This is a genomic window from Roseateles sp. GW821-FHT09H10, from assembly GCF_059415865.1.
In genome coordinates, this window is record NZ_JBWKOB010000002.1 from 577472 (window position 1) to 594773 (window position 17302).

The 17302-nt window shown below is 68.3% G+C and carries 16 protein-coding genes; 10 read left to right on the forward strand and 6 right to left on the reverse strand.

The genetic code is table 11. From position 1 onward, the window contains the following. Positions 1–6 precede the first annotated feature (6 nt). Complete coding sequence (locus AC07OY_RS10585) at positions 7–762, forward strand: hypothetical protein (protein WP_495042528.1); 756 nt, start codon at positions 7–9, stop codon at positions 760–762. Here the strand turns inward: AC07OY_RS10585 and AC07OY_RS10590 are convergent. From AC07OY_RS10590 to AC07OY_RS10600, 3 genes are all read right to left on the reverse strand, one after another. Further along, positions 759–1460: a creatininase family protein gene (locus tag AC07OY_RS10590; protein ID WP_495042529.1), complete on the reverse strand. Its 702-nt coding sequence runs from the start codon at positions 1458–1460 to the stop codon at positions 759–761. The two genes, AC07OY_RS10585 and AC07OY_RS10590, sit on opposite strands and share 4 nt — an antisense overlap. A gap of 143 nt (positions 1461–1603) precedes the next feature. Further along, entirely contained in the window at positions 1604–3202 is a 1599-nt protein-coding gene (locus AC07OY_RS10595; protein WP_495042530.1) for an ABC transporter substrate-binding protein, read from the reverse strand. Between the two features lie 190 nt (positions 3203–3392). Next, positions 3393–3809: a GNAT family N-acetyltransferase gene (locus tag AC07OY_RS10600; RefSeq protein ID WP_495042531.1), complete on the reverse strand. Its 417-nt coding sequence runs from the start codon at positions 3807–3809 to the stop codon at positions 3393–3395. A gap of 118 nt (positions 3810–3927) precedes the next feature. On the opposite strand from AC07OY_RS10600, the gene AC07OY_RS10605 reads away from it, so the two are divergent. From AC07OY_RS10605 to AC07OY_RS10630, 6 genes are all read left to right on the forward strand, one after another. Continuing rightward, complete coding sequence (locus tag AC07OY_RS10605; RefSeq protein ID WP_495042532.1) at positions 3928–4842, forward strand: N-acetylmuramoyl-L-alanine amidase; 915 nt, start codon at positions 3928–3930, stop codon at positions 4840–4842. Between the two features lie 3 nt (positions 4843–4845). Further along, positions 4846–5859, forward strand: coding sequence for an ABC transporter permease (locus AC07OY_RS10610; protein ID WP_495042533.1), 1014 nt, complete (start codon positions 4846–4848; stop codon positions 5857–5859). After that, positions 5859–6755 carry an ABC transporter permease subunit gene (locus tag AC07OY_RS10615; RefSeq protein ID WP_495042534.1) on the forward strand — a complete coding sequence of 299 codons (897 nt, stop codon included), beginning with the start codon at positions 5859–5861 and terminating at the stop codon, positions 6753–6755. Before AC07OY_RS10610 ends, AC07OY_RS10615 begins: the two co-directional genes overlap by 1 nt. A 397-nt stretch (positions 6756–7152) precedes the next feature. Further along, the gene (locus AC07OY_RS10620) at positions 7153–8103 is read left to right on the forward strand and encodes an ABC transporter ATP-binding protein (RefSeq protein ID WP_495042535.1); all 951 of its coding nucleotides are present in this window, start codon (positions 7153–7155) and stop codon (positions 8101–8103) included. Beyond that, on the forward strand, positions 8096–9055 hold the full coding sequence (locus tag AC07OY_RS10625; protein ID WP_495042536.1) for a peptide ABC transporter ATP-binding protein: 960 nt from the start codon (positions 8096–8098) through the stop codon (positions 9053–9055). The genes AC07OY_RS10620 and AC07OY_RS10625 overlap by 8 nt, the downstream gene beginning before the upstream one ends. 148 nt (positions 9056–9203) lie before the next feature. Continuing rightward, positions 9204–12200 (forward strand): TonB-dependent receptor, encoded by a 2997-nt coding sequence (locus tag AC07OY_RS10630; protein WP_495042537.1) that lies wholly within the window; start codon positions 9204–9206, stop codon positions 12198–12200. Positions 12201–12256: 56 nt separating this feature from the next. Here AC07OY_RS10630 and AC07OY_RS10635 read toward each other — a convergent pair whose 3' ends face one another. From AC07OY_RS10635 to AC07OY_RS10645, 3 genes are all read right to left on the reverse strand, one after another. Continuing rightward, positions 12257–12511 carry a glycine zipper domain-containing protein gene (locus tag AC07OY_RS10635; RefSeq protein ID WP_495042538.1) on the reverse strand — a complete coding sequence of 85 codons (255 nt, stop codon included), beginning with the start codon at positions 12509–12511 and terminating at the stop codon, positions 12257–12259. A 175-nt stretch (positions 12512–12686) separates the two neighbouring features. Then, entirely contained in the window at positions 12687–12977 is a 291-nt protein-coding gene (locus tag AC07OY_RS10640; protein ID WP_495042539.1) for a hypothetical protein, read from the reverse strand. A gap of 80 nt (positions 12978–13057) precedes the next feature. Continuing rightward, on the reverse strand, positions 13058–14395 hold the full coding sequence (locus AC07OY_RS10645) for a serine/threonine-protein kinase (RefSeq protein WP_495042540.1): 1338 nt from the start codon (positions 14393–14395) through the stop codon (positions 13058–13060). 40 nt (positions 14396–14435) lie between these two features. On the opposite strand from AC07OY_RS10645, the gene AC07OY_RS10650 reads away from it, so the two are divergent. From AC07OY_RS10650 to AC07OY_RS10660, 3 genes are all read left to right on the forward strand, one after another. Then, positions 14436–14831, forward strand: a complete 396-nt coding sequence (locus tag AC07OY_RS10650; RefSeq protein WP_495042541.1) for a VOC family protein — start codon at positions 14436–14438, stop codon at positions 14829–14831. A 63-nt stretch (positions 14832–14894) separates the two neighbouring features. After that, positions 14895–16625 carry an arginine--tRNA ligase gene (gene argS / locus AC07OY_RS10655; protein ID WP_495042542.1) on the forward strand — a complete coding sequence of 577 codons (1731 nt, stop codon included), beginning with the start codon at positions 14895–14897 and terminating at the stop codon, positions 16623–16625. Further along, complete coding sequence (locus AC07OY_RS10660; protein ID WP_495042543.1) at positions 16622–17284, forward strand: SPOR domain-containing protein; 663 nt, start codon at positions 16622–16624, stop codon at positions 17282–17284. The genes argS and AC07OY_RS10660 overlap by 4 nt, the downstream gene beginning before the upstream one ends. Positions 17285–17302 lie beyond the last annotated feature (18 nt).

The window sequence follows — 17302 nt, forward strand, 5'->3', positions numbered from 1 at the left end:
CCGCCCATGGCGAAGAAAGATCCCGCGTCGCAGCTCGACCGCATCAGCTTCCAGGACTGGGCCCTCGCCGTCATCGGCGGCGTCTTCACGCTGGCGGCCCTGGTCATCATCCGCAAGGACTTCAAGACCGGCATCGTCACGCTGGGCTTCTTCGGCCTGTGCTTCGCGCATGCCGTCAGCGTCATCCTGCGCAAGCGCCGCGCGCGCCGCCAGGTGGCGATGAAGGCCTCGGTGGCCGGCGGCGTGCCGCTGCGCCAGTCGCGCCTGCGCATGGGCCTGCTGGGCGGCGCCCTGGGAGTGCTGGGCGCCCTGCATGCGGCCTTCACGACGAATCTCGTGCAGATAGCCATCGGCTGGTTCCTGGTCGCCGTGGGCGCCGTGATGCTGATCGGCCTGGCCTCGGGCCTCATCTACACGGCCTATGTGCAGTTCGACCCCGAGGGCCTGAGCTTCGGCGACCGCCACGGCAAGGCCCTGGTGCCCTGGGACGCCGTGACCGGCCTGGCGCGCACGGACATGAGCAACAACCCCGTCGTCCTGGTGTCCGTCGATGTCGATGCCATCGCGATCCTGCCTCCCTCGCGGCAGTTGCAGCTGTTCAAGCAGATCGGCCGCACGCGCGGCACTTTCGGCGCTGACTTCGCCATCATGAGCACAGTCTATGGCATCGACGCGCCGGTGCTGCTGGCGGCGCTGGAGCGCTATGTGGCCGAGCCCGGGGCGCGTCAGGAGCTGCAGCGCCTGCCGCGGCTGCGCGGCTAGGCCCAGGGGCCTTCGATCAGCGCCCGCGTCTCCTCGACGGCGATGCGCCACATCTCCAGCACCTCTTCGTCCGGCCTCTCGTAGGCGCCGCCGAAATTGCCATCGCCGGCCAGCTCGCGCGCCGCATCGGGCGGCAGCACGGCGTAGCGCTGGTAGTCCACCGGCGCCTTGCGGCCTTCGGGCTGCACGACGCCCGCCAGGCGCGTCCACGGCAGGTTCTCCATCCACGAGGCGTGGGCCGACTGCGGATCCCTGGCCTTCACATAGGCGAGGGTCCTCGGTGAGTTCCACCAGTTGTGAAAGCGCACCCGCGTGCACGGACGCGCCGCCATCCATTCGGCCACGGCCGCCGCGACGGGCTGGTTGCCGCCATGGCCGTTGACGATGAGGATGCGCCTGAAGCCCTGGTGGTCCAGGCTGTCGAGCAGGTCCTGCACGACACGCACCAGGGTCTCGACCTTCAGCGTGACGGTGCCCGGGTAGCTCATGAAGCTGGGTGTGATGCCGAAGGGCAGCACCGGGAAGACCGGCACCCCCAGCGGCTCGGCCGCCTCGACGGCGACGCGCTCGGCCAGGATGGCATCGACCGCAAGGCTGAGGTAGGCGTGCTGCTCGGTGCAGCCTATGGGCAGCAGGCAGCGGTCGTCGGCCTTGAGGAAGGCCTCGACCTGCATCCAGTTCATGTCCGCAATTCTCATTGGCAGTTCTCCGGTGTGTACTCGCGGCATTGGCCGCGCGCGAAACCTGCGGGCCGAGCGCCGGGCCGCTCCCTAGCCGGCCCGCGCTGGCAATGTGCTTGCAGCTCGATGCCGCAAGCATCGTCGTCCCTTCGGGGGATCGGTCAAGGTACTCCTTGGACGAGGGGCTTCAAATCAACCTGTGAGTAGTTGTTGAGGCCGAAGGGGCTGACCTTCATGCCCACGACGCGCTTGCTCGTGGCGATGGCCGTCGTCGGGTAGGTCAATGGCACCCAGGGCGCGTCGTCGCGGTAGAGGGCCTGGGCGCGACGGTAGAGGGCGTCGCGCCTGGCCTGATCAGCCACCTCGCGCGCCTCGGCCAGCAGGGCGTCGAAATCCTTGCGGCACCAGCGCGCCACATTGCTGCCACCCGCCACGGCCGCGCAGCCGAAGTTGGGGGTCAGGAAGTTGTCGGGGTCGCCGTTGTCCGACGCCCAGGCCAGCAGCGTCGCGTCATGCTCGCCGGCGCGGGTGCGCTTGAGCAGCTCGCCGAACTCCAGCGTGACGATCTCGACCTTGACGCCTAGGCGCGCCCAGTCGGCCTGCAGCAGCTCGGCGGTCGCCTTGGGGTTGGGGTTGGTGGCGCCGGCGCCGGCGCGAATCCACAGCTTGAGCGCGAAGCCGTTGGCGAGACCGGCAACCTTCAACAGCTCGCGGGCCTTGGCCAGGTCTTGCGGCGGGGCGCCGAACCTCTCGTCGTAGCTCCACTGCGACGGCGGGAAGGGGTTGCCGGCCGGCATGGCGGCGCCGCCGTAGACGGCACGGACGATGGATGCGCGATCGGTCGCGAGCACCAGCGCCTGGCGCACGCGGCGGTCGTCCAGCGGCTTGTGCTCGACATTCAACGCAACAAAGGTCGTGACCAGGCCGGGACCGGTCAACAGCTGGAGCTTGGCGTCGCGGCGGATCTCGTCCCAGGTCTGGGGCAGGGGGTAGAGGCCGATGTCGCACTCGCCGGCCTTGAGGCGCTGCAGCCGCGTGGCGGGATCGGGCGAGATGGAGAAGAGGAGCTTGTCCAGCGCCACCTTGCCGCGGAAATAGCCCGGGTGGGCGTCATAGCGGACGACGGCGTCCTTCACATAGCTGCGGAACTGGAAGGGCCCGGTGCCGACAGGCTTGGTGTTCATCTCTTCCATGCGGCCCGCAGCCTGCAGCTGCTGCGCGTACTCGCCGGACAGCACGCTCAAGAAACCCATGGCCAGGTCGGCCAGGAAGGGCGCCTCCGGCCTTGTGAGCTCGATGCGCACGGTGCGCGCATCCACCGCGGTGACGCTCTTGACCAGCTGGCCGAACTGCATGGCCGAGGCGTAATACCAGCCCTGGCGCGGCTGCCCATGCCAAGGGTGCTTGGGGTCGATCTGGCGCGTGAAGCTGTAGACGACGTCGTCGGCCGTCAGCGGCCGCGTCGGCTTGAACCAGGGCGTGGTGTGGAAGGCCACGCCGGCACGCAGATGGAAGGTGTAGGTCTTGCCGTCGGCGCTCAGCTCCCAGCGTTCGGCCAGGGCGGGCACCAGCTTGGTCGTGCCGGGCTCGAACTCGACGAGGCGGTTGTAAAGCGCCTCCGACGACGCATCGGCCGTGGAGTTGGCATGGAACAGCGAGTAGTCGAAGCCGTCGGGGCTGGCTTCGGTGCAGACGGTCAGGGTCTTGGCGCTGGCGTGGGCGGCCCCCAGTGCAAGGGCAAGCGCGATCAGGCGTTTCATGTCAGTCATCCATTCAGCACCACGGCACCCACGCCGAACAAAACCGAGTATTCCGGGCCGAGCGCTGGGCCGCTCCCGAGCCGGCCCGTCTGGCGATGTGCTTGCGGCTCGATGCCGCAAGCATCGCCGTCCCCTCGGGGGACCGACCAGGTTCGCGCGCGTTCAGCGCAGCGAGACTGGGCGAGGGGCATCATGGCTTCCAGGCCATGCCAACGGTCTTCGGCGCGGTGTGCACAAAGCCGAACTGCGCATAGAGGGCATCTGCCGGCACGTCGGCCAGCAGGCTGACATAGCCGCCCTCGGGCACGTTGTCGCTCAGCCAGCTCGCGATCTCACCCATGATCAGCTTGCCCAGGCCTTTGCCCTGGTGCTCGGGCAGCACGGCGATGTCGACGACCTGGAAGGCCGTGCCGCCGTCGCCGATGACGCGGCCCATGCCGACGGGTTCGTGGTTCATCATGACCTGCACCCCGAACAAGGTGTTGGGCAGGCCCCGCGCGGCAGCCTCGGCGGACTTGGGGCTCAACCCCGAAGCGACGCGCAGATGGCGGTAGGTGTCGGCCGTGGGCGTGACGTGCAGCGTCGTGTAGGGGCTCATGGCAGCCATTCAACCATCACCTGCAGGCATACCCGCATGGGCCTCCGACATGACCCCTGCGGGCTGGCCCGGGGCCGCCGGCGCGAGTGCGCTGCAACAATCCGGGCTTGGCCAAGCCTTCCCACGCATGAAGTCCACCTCCCTCGTTGCCGCCACCCTGGCCCTGCTGCTCAGCGCCTGCGCCAGCGTGCCGACGCCGGCGCCCGCCCCCGCCGCACGCGTCACGCCGGCTGAATCGACGCCCGCCGCCCCCGTGCGCGCGCCCCAGATCGACCGCAGCTACACCTCGCAGAACCAGGACAGCCGCAGCCTCTTCATCGTGCTGCACTACACCGTGCTGGACTGGGAGAAGTCGCTCAAGGTGCTGACCACCGGCGGCCAGGTGTCCAGCCACTACCTGGTGCGCGACAACCCGGCCATCAGCTACGCCCTGGTCGACGAGAACCGCCGCAGCTGGCATGCCGGCGCGAGTTTCTGGGGCGGGCACACCAACCTGAACTCCTCGTCCATCGGCATCGAGATCGTCAACGCCGGCTGGGTGGACGGCCCCGGCGGCCGCGTCTACGCGCCCTTCCCGCAGGCCCAGGTGGACGAGGTCATCGCCCTGGTGCGCGACATCCAGAAGCGCCACAACGTGCGGCCCGAGCGCATCATCGGCCACGCCGACATCGCCCCTGGCCGCAAGCAGGACCCGGGTCCCAGTTTTCCCTGGCGGCAGCTCGCCGACGCCGGCCTGATCCCCTGGCCCGACGGCCCTTCGGTCATGGTCAAGACGCTGGAGCACGAGGTCGCGCCGCGCGACGTGGCCTGGCTGCAGGAGCGCCTGAACCGCATCGGCTACAACGTGTCGCGCAGCGGGCAGATGGATGTGCTGACCCGCGAGACCATCGCCACCTTCCAGATGAAGTACCGGCCGCGCGACTATTCCGGCACGGTGGACGCCGAGACCGCCGCGCTGATCGAGGTCGCCTCCACGCCCAGCGCCATGCGCGTGGCCGGCGCTGGCGACAGCGAGACCCGGCCCTACACCTCACGCTGGTAAGACGTGCTCGCCTTCCTGCTCAAGCGCCTCGCGACCCTGGTGCCGACATTGATCGGCATCACCCTCGTCGCCTTCGGCCTGATCCGCCTCGTGCCCGGCGACCCCATCGAGGTCATGATGGGCGAGCGCCGCCTGGACCCCGAGGCCCACGCCGCCCTCGTCAAGCGCATGGGGCTGGACCAGCCCCTGCCGGTGCAGTACGCGGACTATGTCGGCAAGCTGCTGCAGGGCGACCTGGGCCAGAGCCTGGTCAGCCGCGAGCCGGTCAGCAAGGAATTCGCGGCCCTGTTCCCGGCCACGGTCGAGCTGGCAACCGCCGCGCTGATCTTCGCGGTGGGCTTCGGCCTGCTGCTGGGCGTCAGCGCCGGGCTCAAGCGGGGTTCGCTGCTGGACCAGGGTGTGATGGGCATGGCGACGGTGGGCTACTCCATGCCGGTGTTCTGGTGGGGGCTGATCCTCATCATGTTCTTCTCGGTGCAGCTGGGCTGGACGCCGGTGTCAGGCCGCATCGGCATCGAGTTCGACCCGCCCCGCGTGACGGGCTTCATGCTGATCGACGCGGCCCTGAGCGATGAGGAAGGCGCCTTCAAGTCGGCCCTGATGCACCTCATCCTGCCGGCCCTGGTGCTGGGCACCAGCACGCTGGCCGTGGTGGCGCGCATGACGCGTTCTTCCATGCTCGAGGTGCTGCGCGAGGACTATGTGCGCACGGCCCGCGCCAAGGGCCTGTCGCCGACGCGGGTCGTCGTCGTGCACGCGCTGCGCAATGCGCTGATCCCGGTGCTGACGGTGGTGGGCCTGCAGACCGGCAGCCTGCTGGCCGGCGCCGTGCTGACCGAGACCATCTTCTCCTGGCCCGGCATCGGCAAATGGCTGATCGACTCCATCGGGCGGCGCGACTATCCCGTCGTGCAGGCCGGCATCCTGATCTCGGCGCTGACCTTCATCGGCGTCAACCTGATCGTGGATGTGCTGTATGGCGTGGTGAATCCGCGCATCCGCGGAGGGGGTCACTGATGAGCGCCGTCCTCGACAAACCCATCGAGCCGCCCGGCCCCCTGCGCGAGTTCTGGCAGGGCTTTGCCGCCAACCGCGGCGCCCTCATTGCGTTGATCGTCTTCGCGTTGATCGCGCTCGCCTCGCTGCTCGCCCCGCTGATCGCGCCCCACGACCCCATCGAGCAATACCGCGACTTCATGCTGACGCCGCCCATCTGGGCCGAAGGCGGCAGCACGCGCTTCCTGCTGGGCACCGATGAGCTGGGCCGCGACATGCTGAGCCGGCTGCTGCATGGCGGCCGTGTGTCGCTGGGCATCGGTCTCGCCGCCGTCCTACTGTCGCTGTTGCCGGGTGTGCTGCTGGGCCTGCTGGCGGCCTTCTTCCAGCGCTGGCTGTCGCCGGCCATCATGCGCGTGATGGACATCGTGCTGGCCCTGCCGGCCCTGCTGCTGGCCATCTGCGTCATCACCATCCTCGGCCCCGGCCTGGTCAACACCGTCATCGCCATCGCCATCGGCGCCCTGCCGGGCTATGTGCGGCTCACGCGCGCCGCAGCCCTGGGCGAGATCGGCCGCGACTATGTGACCGCCAGCCGCGTCGCCGGCGCCGGCGTGTGGCGGCTGATGTTCATCACCGTGCTGCCCAACTGCATGGCACCGCTGATCGTCAACGCGACGCTGAGCTTCTCGTCGGCCATCCTGGAGACGGCCGGCCTGGGCTTCCTGGGCCTGGGCGTGCAGGCACCCACACCCGAATGGGGCACCATGCTGTCGTCGGCCCGCGACTACATCACCCGCGCCCCCTGGGTCGTCACGCTGCCGGGCCTGACCATCCTGGTGTCGGTGCTGGCCATCAATCTGATGGGCGACGGGCTGCGCGATGCGCTGGACCCCAAGCTGAAGAAGGTGGCGTGATGGGCTCGCGCGGATGCGATGTGTTGACGAATGGACCCATCCGGGATTTCGCCCCGGCGGCGGACTCACTTTCTTGGGCGACCTCAGCCAAACCCGATAGCCGTTTGTGCCGAGGTATTTCTCTTCCCCCCTCTGAGCCCGCCGAGGAGCGTACGGCCTTGAGGCCGCATGCGCAGCACGCATCAAGCTCTGACTCCGCGCAACTGTTTGACCAGAGCGTAGCGGCGGGAGTTTTGCGCGGGGCCTCAAGGATGGCGCACCGCAGGGAACCCCTCGCATGGCGAGGGGCGGGCGGTTCGGGGGCGCTTTCTTTGGTTACTTTCTTGTGCGCACAAGAAAGTGACTCGCCCGCGGGGGCGAACTCCCCGCTGGGCCTGGCCATCAACCCACAGCACCGATGAGCCTCCTTCACATCAAGAACCTCCGCGTCCAGTTCGGCGCCTTCCCCGCCGTCGACGGCGTGGACCTGACGCTGGAGCCGGGCGAGCTGCTCGGCATCGTCGGCGAGTCGGGCTCGGGCAAGTCGGTGACCATGCTCGCGCTGATGGGCCTCATTGATGCGCCGGGCAAGGTGGTGGCCGACGCCATCGAGTTCGAGGGCCGCGACCTGCTGAAGCTGTCAGCCAGCGAGCGCCGCGCGCTGATCGGCCGCGACGTGGCCATGGTCTTCCAGGACGCGCTGACCAGCCTCAACCCCAGCTACACCGTCGGTGCCCAGATCGCCGAGGTGCTGAAGGCCCATCTCGGCCTGCGCGGCGCGGCCGCGAAGCAGCGCGTCGTCGAACTGCTGGAACAAGTCGAGATCCCCGACGCGGCCAGCCGCGCCAATGCCTATCCGCACCAGCTGTCCGGCGGCATGAACCAGCGCGTGATGATCGCGATGGCGATTGCCTGCGGACCCAAGCTGCTGATCGCCGACGAGCCGACGACGGCCCTGGACGTGACCATCCAGGCCCAGATCATGGCGCTGCTGCTGAAACTGCAGCGCGAGCAGGGCATGGGCCTGATCATGATCACCCACGACCTCGCCGTCGTCGCCGAGATGGCCCAGCGCGTGGCCGTCATGTACGCCGGCCAGATCGTCGAGACCGGCCCGGTGCCCGAGCTCTTCGACGCGCCGCGTCACCCGTACACGAACGCTTTGCTCGCAGCCATTCCCGAACACAACAAGGGCGCGACGCGCCTGTCCGCCCTGCCCGGCATCGTGCCCGGCGCGCTGGACCGGCCCGCGGGCTGCCTGCTGAGCCCACGCTGCCCGCGCGTGCAGCAGCGCTGCCGAGGCGAACGGCCGGCCCTGGAGAACGGCGTGCGCTGCTTCTTCCCCGTCGAGGAGGCCGCCCATGTCTGAGCTCCTTCTCGAAGCCGATGACCTGGCCCGCCACTACAGCGTCAGCCGCGGCCTCTTCAAACCCAAGGCCACGGTGAAGGCGCTGAATGGCGTCAGCTTCACGCTGGCACCGAAGAAGACCCTGGCCGTCGTCGGCGAATCGGGCTGCGGCAAGAGCACGCTGGCGCGCCAGCTGACGCTGATCGAGCCGCCGACACGCGGCGCGCTGAAGATCCGTGGCACCGATGCCGCCCACGCCGACGCGGCGACCTTGAAGGCCCTGCGCCGCGATGTGCAGATGGTGTTCCAGAACCCCTTCGCCTCGCTGAACCCGCGCAAGACCGTCGAGACGACGCTGGCCGAGCCGCTGCTGATCAACACGCCGATGAGCCTGGCCGAGCGCAAGGAGCGCGTCGCCGCCCTCGCCGCCAAGGTCGGCCTGAGGCCTGAGCATCTGCGCCGTTATCCGCACATGTTCTCGGGCGGCCAGCGCCAGCGCATCGCCATCGCGCGGGCCATGATCCTGAATCCCGGCATCGTCGTCGCCGACGAGCCCGTCAGCGCGCTGGACGTGTCCATCCAGGCCCAGATCCTGAACCTCTTCATGGACCTGCAGGACGAGTTCGGCACGGGCTATGTGTTCATCTCGCACAACCTCTCGGTCGTCGAGCATGTGGCGGACGAGGTCATGGTCATGTACCTCGGCGCGGCGGTGGAGGTCGGCGACAAGAAGACGCTGTTCGCCCGGCCCCTGCACCCCTACACGCGGGCGCTGATGAGCGCGACGCCAGCCCTGCGCAAGACCGACCGGCGCGAGCGCATCGTCATCCACGGCGAGTTGCCCAGCCCGCTGAACCCGCCCAGCGGCTGCAGCTTCCACAAGCGCTGCCCGCTGGCCGTGCCGCGCTGCTCGCAAGAGGTGCCGCAGCTGCGTGAAGTGGACGGCCGGCGCGTGGCCTGCCACGTCGTCTGACTGAGATGACCCGCAGGGCATAACCGCCGCACATGCCCGGCGGCCATTCCGTGATGCGCGGAGTGTTGCTGCGGTGCCGACTGGGCCGCGTCATCTGACGCTCGCATCGCAAGAATCTTCGCGTTCAGCAAAACGCGGAGAAACAGCGATGAAAAACTTCAAGCCCACCCCCGTGAGCCTCGGCCTGGCCGGCCTGCTCTTCATGTTGCAGGGCGCCGCCCTGGCCCAGCAGACGCCCGCCCAGGACGCCAAGGCCAAGGCCGATGCACAGGCGCTGGAGAAGGTCGTCGTCACCGGCATCCGCGCCTCGCTGGAAAGCTCGCTGGACGCCAAGCGCAATGCCTCAGCCAACGTCGACGTCATCACGGCCATCGACGTGGGCAAGATGCCCGACAAGAACCTGGCCGACTCGCTGCAGCGCGTCGTCGGCGTGGCCGTTCGCACGGACTACGACGAGGCCGAGAAGGTCGCCATGCGCGGCACCAACCCCGACATGTCGCTGATCCTGTTCAACGGCCACACGGTCAGCGGCGGCGACTGGTACCTGTCCGACCAGGCCTCCAGCAGCCGCTCCACCAGCCTGTCGCTGATGCCCTCCTCGGTGCTGAACTCGGCTACCGTCTACAAGACCTCGCGCGCCGACATCCTGGACGGCGGCCTGGCCGGCACCGTCAACGTGACGACCCGCAAGCCCCTGGACAGCCCCAAGGGCTTCAGCGGCGTGGTCAGCGCCGGCGGCGTGTACGCCGACCTGCCGGGCAAGACCAGCCCGCAGATCAACGCCAGCCTGAACTGGAAGAACGAAGCCAGCACGCTGGGCTTCATCGGCCAGGTCTTCGCCGAGAAGCGCTACATCCGCCGCGACACCGCCTCGCGCTTTGCCTATGGCGCCAACTCCGGCTGGGACCAGATCAACACGGCCACCATGCTGGGCATCACCGACGCCTCGCTGGCCGGCACGCCCTACAAGGCCGCCGACCTGAACGGCGTGCGCCTGCCGGGTTCCATGTCCACCGAGTTCGTCGAAGGCGTGCGCGACCGCAAGGGCGGCATGTTCTCGGGCCAGTTCAAGCCCACCAACAGCACCGAAGTCGGCATGACCGGCTTCTATTCCAAGATGAACGCGGCCAACTTCGGCCGCGCCACCATGGGCGCCATCTACCAGATGCTGGCCGGCCAGGCCGGCCCGCTGGGCGGCACCGCGGCCACCAGCGCCAACGGCCAGCGCGTCTACGCCTCGATCAAGAACCCGGTCATCGTCGAGGAAGAGACCATCTACGGCCACAAGCTGCGCGTGCTGAAGTCGGCCGAGATCTCCTACGCCAACGGCCTGCCGGCGCAGTACGTCGGCGACTCGGAAGGCTTCTACCGCAGCGGCGCCTATGCCAGCTCCGGCTTCCTGGACTTCGACGCCAAATGGGCCGTCACTGACAAGCTCACGCTGAAAGGCCTGTTCAGCACGACCAAGGGCATTGGCCACACCGACATGGACCGCGGCCTGACCTATTCGCGCTACGGCCAGGGCATCAAGTACGACATCACAGACCTCGAGAAGGCGCCGGACTTCAGCTGGATCAATGCCGGCAGCGGCACCATGCCCCTGGCCAGCACAGCGGCCGCCGGCACGCCGGGCTACCGCCTGACTGGCCGCAGCGGCATGAACCGATATCACACCATCGACAGCGAAAAGAGCTTCGCCCTCGACGGCGAGTACAACCAGGACGCCGGTTTCTTCAGTTCGATGAGCTTCGGCTTCCGCAACGCCGACCACCGCCGCCAGTACGGCCTGTCCACCGTCGCAGCCAAGACCGGCACCATCACCGCACCGGACCCGTCCGCGGCCGTGGCCTATCCCGGTGACTTCGGCCAGTTCCTCGGCGGCAACTTCGACAACACGGGCTTCTACTTTCCTCGCGAGTACCTGACGACCTACTTCAACACGAATCTGGCAAAGGAGACCAACTCCCAGTGGGAGCGCCGCATCTCCGGCTCCATCGACCTGCGCGAAATCCAGAGCTCCGCCTATCTGATGCAGAACCTGGACGGCGAGAAGCTGTCGGGCAATGTCGGCGTGCGCCTGGTGCGCACCACCGTCACCTCGCGCACGCCCGTGCCGATTCCGGCGGGAGCCTGCGTGCGCATCGAACCGGGCAAGCCCTATGTGCCCTGCGCCGCTTACCCGGACGCCATCCTCGACGTCAGCGAAGGCCAGCCTTACTACGACAACACTCCCTTCAACGGCACGACCGGCGTGATCTACCGCAAGGAGACCACCCGCCGCGTCTTCGACGACATCCTGCCCAGCCTGAACCTGCGCTACGAGATTGCCTCGGGCGTGATTGGCCGCCTGGGCCTGTCCAAGACCATCGGCCGACAGAACTACAACCTCTACGGCGCCACCTACTCGGCCCAGGCCTGCAATTCGCAGGGCTGCACGGTCACCGGTCCCAACCCCAACCTGAAGCCGCTGAGCGCACGCAACCTGGACCTCTCGGTGTCCTGGTTCTACGACAAGCGTGCCGTGGTGACGCTGTCCGGCTTCAGCTCGCTGATCGATGGCTATGCCAAGACCGGCGGCACCGCGTCGGGCCAGACCGTCGAGTTGTACGACGGCACGACCAACACCTACCGGACCTACATGATCAACAGCTCCACGCAGCAGAAGGCGCGCATCCGCGGCCTCGAGCTGGGCTGGGAGCAGCCGCTCCTCTGGGGCTTCGGCTTCCAGTCCAACGCCAGCTACACCGAGACGCGCGTGGAAGACGGCCGCCCGATGACGGGTGCTTCCAAGGTCGCCGGCAACCTCGGCGTGTACTGGGAAAACGACGTGTTCAGCGCCAAGCTGGTCTACAACTACCGCAGCGAGTACGTCTCGAGCACCACGGCGCCGGCGCCCACGGCCAACAGCCAGGGCAACTCGACCATCGGCGGCATCCTGATGCCTTCCGCGCCGACGATCGCCGCACCGGTGTCGAAGGTGGACTTCACGGCCAACTACAACATCACGCCGGAACTGCAGATCGCTTTCAGCGCCCTCAACCTGACCAACCCGGTCCGCGCCACCTATCGCTACAGCGAAGCGGAGCAGCAGAAGGTCGACGCGTCAGGCCGCCAGTACTACCTGGAGGCGCGCTACAAGTTCTGATGGAACAACGGCAGCGCGATCAAGGCCGGCTCCCGCCGGCCTTTTTCATGCGCGTCTTAGCGATTGCGCTTCTTCGACACCTCGTTGCCGATGACGCCACCGGCGGCGGCGCCTACGGCGGCCCCGGCAGTCGTGCCGGTCACGACGCCGCCGACAACCGCGCCGGCCGTGGCACCGACGACGGTGCTGGTCTCACGCGCCGACATGCCGGCACAGGCCGTCAGGGCCAGCGTGGCGGCGGCGGCCAGGGAGACGACCGTGACGCGCCAGTAGGCGCCGGTGGAAGGGGTATTCAGTTCGGTGGTGCTCATGGTTTGCTCCTGAAGGGATGGCAATCCCGTGAGCCAACTTTCGGCGCTGGCCGCCGCGGCCGGAACCAGCCTGAGGGCCGAATGGAAGTGGGAACCGGCCTACCCTCGCGCAGCAAAAAGCCACCCGCAGGTGGCTTTGGTCCTACAGCTCCTGTCGGAGCACGACGTCAGCGCCTCATTTGGGTGCCGAGGCGGCCGCATCGGCCGTGCACTTCTTGATGTGGGCCTTGGCGGCGGCACCATGCAGCTTCTTGTCGGTCGCCGACTTCTCGCAGGCCGCAGCTGCCGGCGTGGCGGCTGCACCCCCGCCGGCATCCTTCTCGCATTTCTTCAGGAAGCTGGTCTTGGCGGCGCCCGCCAGCTTCTTCTCCGCGGCCTTGGCATCACATTCGGCATTGGCGGCCATGGCCTGGCCGGCCATGCCGGTCAGCGCGACGAACAGACCGGTCCACAGGATCTTCTTCATGCAGCTCTCCTTCCTCGGGCTTGAGGCGAGTCGATTCAAGCATGCGCCCATGACGCCCGCCAAGCCCTGTTTCATCGGCGTCACAAAATGCGCCGCGGGTGGTGCAGGGCCTCGTGCGCGGCATGCAGACGGCGCACCAGCACGCGGATGAAGCCGCGGTCGAAGCGGTGCTGGCATTCGGGGCTCAACTGACCCACAGACTCGGGCGTGAAGCAGATCGTCGTGCACTCCTGGCTGACGCGGATCTCGGCGCTGTGGCGGCGCAGGTCGGGGTTGGGCGCCAGATAGGCCATCTCGCCCACCGACGTGCCCTGGCCCAGCGATGCGACGAGGCGCCCCTCGCGGAAGACCTGCACCTCGCCCTGGGCAATGATGTGGAAGCTGTTGCCCTCCTGGCCACGCCGGAACAGCGCATGGCCGACGGGGTAGCGCTTCCAGCGCGCCCGCCTCACCACCTCCCACAGCTGCACATCGCCGAAGTCGGCAAAGAACTCCAGCGAGCGCAGCAGGTTGAAACGCTCGGAGTCGCGCACCTCGCCGAGGCGGTTCAGCGGCACCTGCTGGCTGGCGACCAGGGCCGACAGGGCCTGGGCAAAGCTCTCCCAGTCGGCGAAGCGCTCGTGCGGGTTCTTGGACAGGGCACGCAGCACGACGGCATCCAGGCCCTCGGTGACGCCCTGGCGCTGGCCCATCAGCGGCAGCGGCGGCTGGTGGTAGATCTGGTGCATCAGCGCCATCTGGTGCGGCGCATCGAAGGGCGGGCGACCGCTGATGAGGTGGTAGAGCACGGCGCCCAGCGCATAGATGTCGGCCCGGCAGTCGACGTCGCCGCCCTCGATCTGCTCGGGCGGCATATAGGCCAGCGAGCCGACGCGGTGGATCTGGGTCGCGTCGGCATGCAGGTTCAGGGCCGAGCCGAAGTCGCTGACCTTGACGTCGACGACCTGGCCGCCGGGGTCCAGCACGGCCAGCAGATTGGCCGGCTTCACATCGCGGTGGATGACCCCCTGGCGGTAGACATAGCTCAGGGCCATGGCGCACTTGAAGCCGAGTTCGACGACCTGGTCCAGCGGCAGCAGGCGGTCGCTGCGGCAGAAGTGCTTCAGCGTGACGCCGGGCACGTACTCCATGACGAGATAGGGCGCCTCGCCCTCGGAGACGGCGTCGACGATGGCGACGACATTGGGGTGGTGCAGCCGCCCGGCCAGGGCCGCCTCGGCGCTGAAGAAGCGGTTGCTGAAATCGCTGTTCGGCGCATCCGGCGGCGGCGCCCAGGCGCGCATGCGCTTGATGGCGACGTCCTGGTTCTGGAAAGGATCGCGGGCCAGGAAGACATCGCTGGTCGCCCCCTCGCCCAGGCGCTTGAGCACCTGGTAGCGGCCGATATGCGGAGGCAGGTCTTCAGCGAGGGCGCTCATCGCGGGGCATGATACGGACGACCCACGGAGGTGCACCCCCTTGTTTTCTCACGTATTTCTCGCCACGCGTGACTTTGAGCGCGCCCTGGCCTTCTACCGGCCGCTGCTGGCCCTGCTGGGTGTCACCGAACGTTTCTGCGACCTGTCCCAGGGCTGGGCCGGCTGGCAGAGCAGCCCCGGGCCGCGCCCGCTGCTGGTGCTGGGCAAACCCTTCGACGGCGAGCACGAGCCCGGCAACGGCCAGATGGTGGCCCTGCTGGCGACGAGCCGGGCCCTCGTGGACCAGGCGCATGCCCTGGCCCTGGCCCAGGGCGGCCGCTGCGAAGGCCCGCCCGGACTGCGGCCCCACTACCACCCCAACTACTACGGCGCCTACTTCCGCGACACCGAGGGCAACAAGCTCTGTGTGGCCTGTCACGACGCCCCTTCACCCTAGGTCAGCGCAAAGCCCCGGCCATGCGTTCTGGCTGTCCGAGGCCCGCCTCCTAAAATCGCCCCCATGATCCAAGCCAAGCAGGCGCTGCTCGCCGCACTCGCCGACTCTCTCCAGGAAATCGCCCCGGGCTCCAACGCCCCCGTGGCCTTCGAATCCCCCAAGCAGGCCGCCCATGGCGATTTCGCCTGCACGGCCGCCATGCAGCTGGCCAAGCCGCTGAAGGCCAACCCGCGAGAGCTGGCCACCCGCCTGATCGCCGCCCTGGAGGCCAAGCCGGCCTTCCAGCAGTGGGTTCAGGCCCTGGAGATCGCCGGCCCGGGCTTCATCAACATCCGCCTGAAGCCCGAGGCCAAGCAGGCCGTCGTGGCCGAAGTGCTGGCCGCCGGTGCCAAGTTCGGCCACCGCCCGGCCACCGGCAAGCACGTGATGATCGAGTTCGTGTCGGCCAACCCGACCGGCCCGCTGCACGTCGGCCATGCCCGTCAGGCCGCCCTGGGCGACTCGCTGTGCTCGGTGTTCCAGAGCCAGGGCCACGACGTGACCCGCGAGTTCTATTACAACGACGCCGGCGTGCAGATCGCCACGCTGGCCCGCAGCACGCAGCTGCGCCTGAAGGGTTTCAAGCCGGGCGACGACTGCTGGCCGACCGATCCCAAGAACGAAGAGAGCAAGAAGTTCTACAACGGCGACTACATCCAGGACATCGCCGACGCCTTCCTGAAGAAGGAAACCGTCAAGGCCGACGACCGCGAGTTCACCGCCTCGGGCGACATCGACGACCTGGACAGCATCCGCCAGTTCGCCGTGGCCTATCTGCGCCATGAGCAGGACCTGGACCTGCAGGCCTTCGGCCTCAAGTTCGACAACTACTTCCTCGAGAGCAGCGTCTACGCCGGCGGCCAGCTCGACGCGGCCGTGCAGCGCATGGTGGCCAGCGGCAAGACCTACGAGAAGGACGGCGCGCTGTGGTTCCAGTCCACCGACTACGGCGACGACCAGGACCGCGTCATGCGCAAGTCCGAGGGCGGCTACACCTACTTCGTGCCGGACGTGGCCTACCACGTCAACAAGTTCGAGCGCGGCTACACCCAGTGCATCAACATCCAGGGCACCGACCACCACGGCACCATCGCCCGCGTGCGCGGCGGCCTGCAGGCACAGAACCTGGGCATCCCGCAGGGCTTCCCGGACTATGTGCTGCACAAGATGGTCACCGTCATGAAGAACGGCGAGGAGGTCAAGATCTCCAAGCGTGCCGGCAGCTACGTGACGCTGCGCGACCTGATCGACTGGACCAGCCGCGACGCGGTGCGCTTCTTCCTGATCAGCCGCAAGGCCGACACCGAGTTCATCTTCGACGTCGACCTGGCGCTGAAGGCGAATGACGAGAACCCGGTGTTCTACGTGCAATACGCCCACGCGCGCATCTGCTCGGTGATCCGCAAATGGGGCGGTGATGTGTCGGCAATAGCCGGCGCCGACCCCAGCCTGCTCACCGCGCCGACCGAAGAGGCGCTGATGCTCAAGCTCGCCGCCTACCCCGACATGCTGACCGGCGCCGCCGCCGGCATCGCCCCGCATGACGTGGCCTTCTACGCCCGCGACCTGGCCGGCGCCTACCACTCCTATTACGCCGCCGAGCGCGTCATGGGCCAGGCGCCCGAGCTGAGTCGCGCCCGCGTCGCCCTGCTGGCCGCCACCCGCCAGGTGCTGGCCAATGCCCTGTCCATGCTCGGCGTCAGCGCGCCCGAGCAGATGAACCGCGATATTCCCGACACCACGGAGACCGAATGAGTTCTGCTTCCAAACCCGCCGGCCAGAAGAACCAGAAGGGCGGCTTTGTCCTCGGCCTCATCGTCGGGCTGCTGGTCGGCCTGGCCGTTGCGCTGGGCGTGGCCCTCTACATCACCAAGGTGCCCATTCCCTTCGTGAACAAGGTGCCGCAGCGCACCGCCGAGCAGGACGCCCAGGAAGCCGAGCGCAACCGCAACTGGGACCCGAATGCGCCCCTGGCCGGCAAGGCCGCGCGCAGCGCCAGCGGCGTCGTCAACGCGCCGGCCGTGACCTCGCCACCGCCCGCCACGACGACGGCCAGCACTGCCGCCGCGACCGCCAGCGCCGCCGCCGCAGCGGCCCTGCCCCCGCCCAAGCCGGCCGCCGCCAAGGCCGAAGCGCCGGCAGCCGCCTCCGCCCCCACGGCGGTTGCCGGGGCCGACGCCTATGTCTACTTCGTGCAGGCCGGCGCCTTCACCCGCCCCGAGGAGGCCGAGGCCCAGAAGGCCAAGCTGGCCATCCAGGGCTTCACCGCCAAGGTCATGGAGCGCGAGCAGAACGGCCGCACCGTCTTCCGCGTGCGCCTGGGGCCCAATGACACCCGCGAAGCCGCCGAGGACCTGCAACGAAAGATTGAGGGTGCCGGCTTCGAGGCCAATCTCGTTCGTGTACAACGCTGACCGCAATACCGCCTGAAG

Excerpts from the sequence above, each read along its gene's own strand:
- argS (WP_495042542.1), top strand. The coding sequence starts at position 14,895 with ATGATCCAAGCCAAGCAGGCGCTGCTCGCCGCACTCGCCGACTCTCTC.
- AC07OY_RS10630 (WP_495042537.1), top strand. The coding sequence starts at position 9,204 with ATGAAAAACTTCAAGCCCACCCCCGTGAGCCTCGGCCTGGCCGGCCTG.
- AC07OY_RS10595 (WP_495042530.1), bottom strand. The coding sequence starts at position 3,202 with ATGAAACGCCTGATCGCGCTTGCCCTTGCACTGGGGGCCGCCCACGCC.
- AC07OY_RS10640 (WP_495042539.1), bottom strand. The coding sequence starts at position 12,977 with ATGAAGAAGATCCTGTGGACCGGTCTGTTCGTCGCGCTGACCGGCATG.
- AC07OY_RS10615 (WP_495042534.1), top strand. The coding sequence starts at position 5,859 with ATGAGCGCCGTCCTCGACAAACCCATCGAGCCGCCCGGCCCCCTGCGC.
- AC07OY_RS10590 (WP_495042529.1), bottom strand. The coding sequence starts at position 1,460 with ATGAGAATTGCGGACATGAACTGGATGCAGGTCGAGGCCTTCCTCAAG.
- AC07OY_RS10620 (WP_495042535.1), top strand. The coding sequence starts at position 7,153 with ATGAGCCTCCTTCACATCAAGAACCTCCGCGTCCAGTTCGGCGCCTTC.
- AC07OY_RS10645 (WP_495042540.1), bottom strand. The coding sequence starts at position 14,395 with ATGAGCGCCCTCGCTGAAGACCTGCCTCCGCATATCGGCCGCTACCAG.
- AC07OY_RS10635 (WP_495042538.1), bottom strand. The coding sequence starts at position 12,511 with ATGAGCACCACCGAACTGAATACCCCTTCCACCGGCGCCTACTGGCGC.
- AC07OY_RS10605 (WP_495042532.1), top strand. The coding sequence starts at position 3,928 with ATGAAGTCCACCTCCCTCGTTGCCGCCACCCTGGCCCTGCTGCTCAGC.
- AC07OY_RS10660 (WP_495042543.1), top strand. The coding sequence starts at position 16,622 with ATGAGTTCTGCTTCCAAACCCGCCGGCCAGAAGAACCAGAAGGGCGGC.
- AC07OY_RS10625 (WP_495042536.1), top strand. The coding sequence starts at position 8,096 with ATGTCTGAGCTCCTTCTCGAAGCCGATGACCTGGCCCGCCACTACAGC.
- AC07OY_RS10585 (WP_495042528.1), top strand. The coding sequence starts at position 7 with ATGGCGAAGAAAGATCCCGCGTCGCAGCTCGACCGCATCAGCTTCCAG.
- AC07OY_RS10600 (WP_495042531.1), bottom strand. The coding sequence starts at position 3,809 with ATGGCTGCCATGAGCCCCTACACGACGCTGCACGTCACGCCCACGGCC.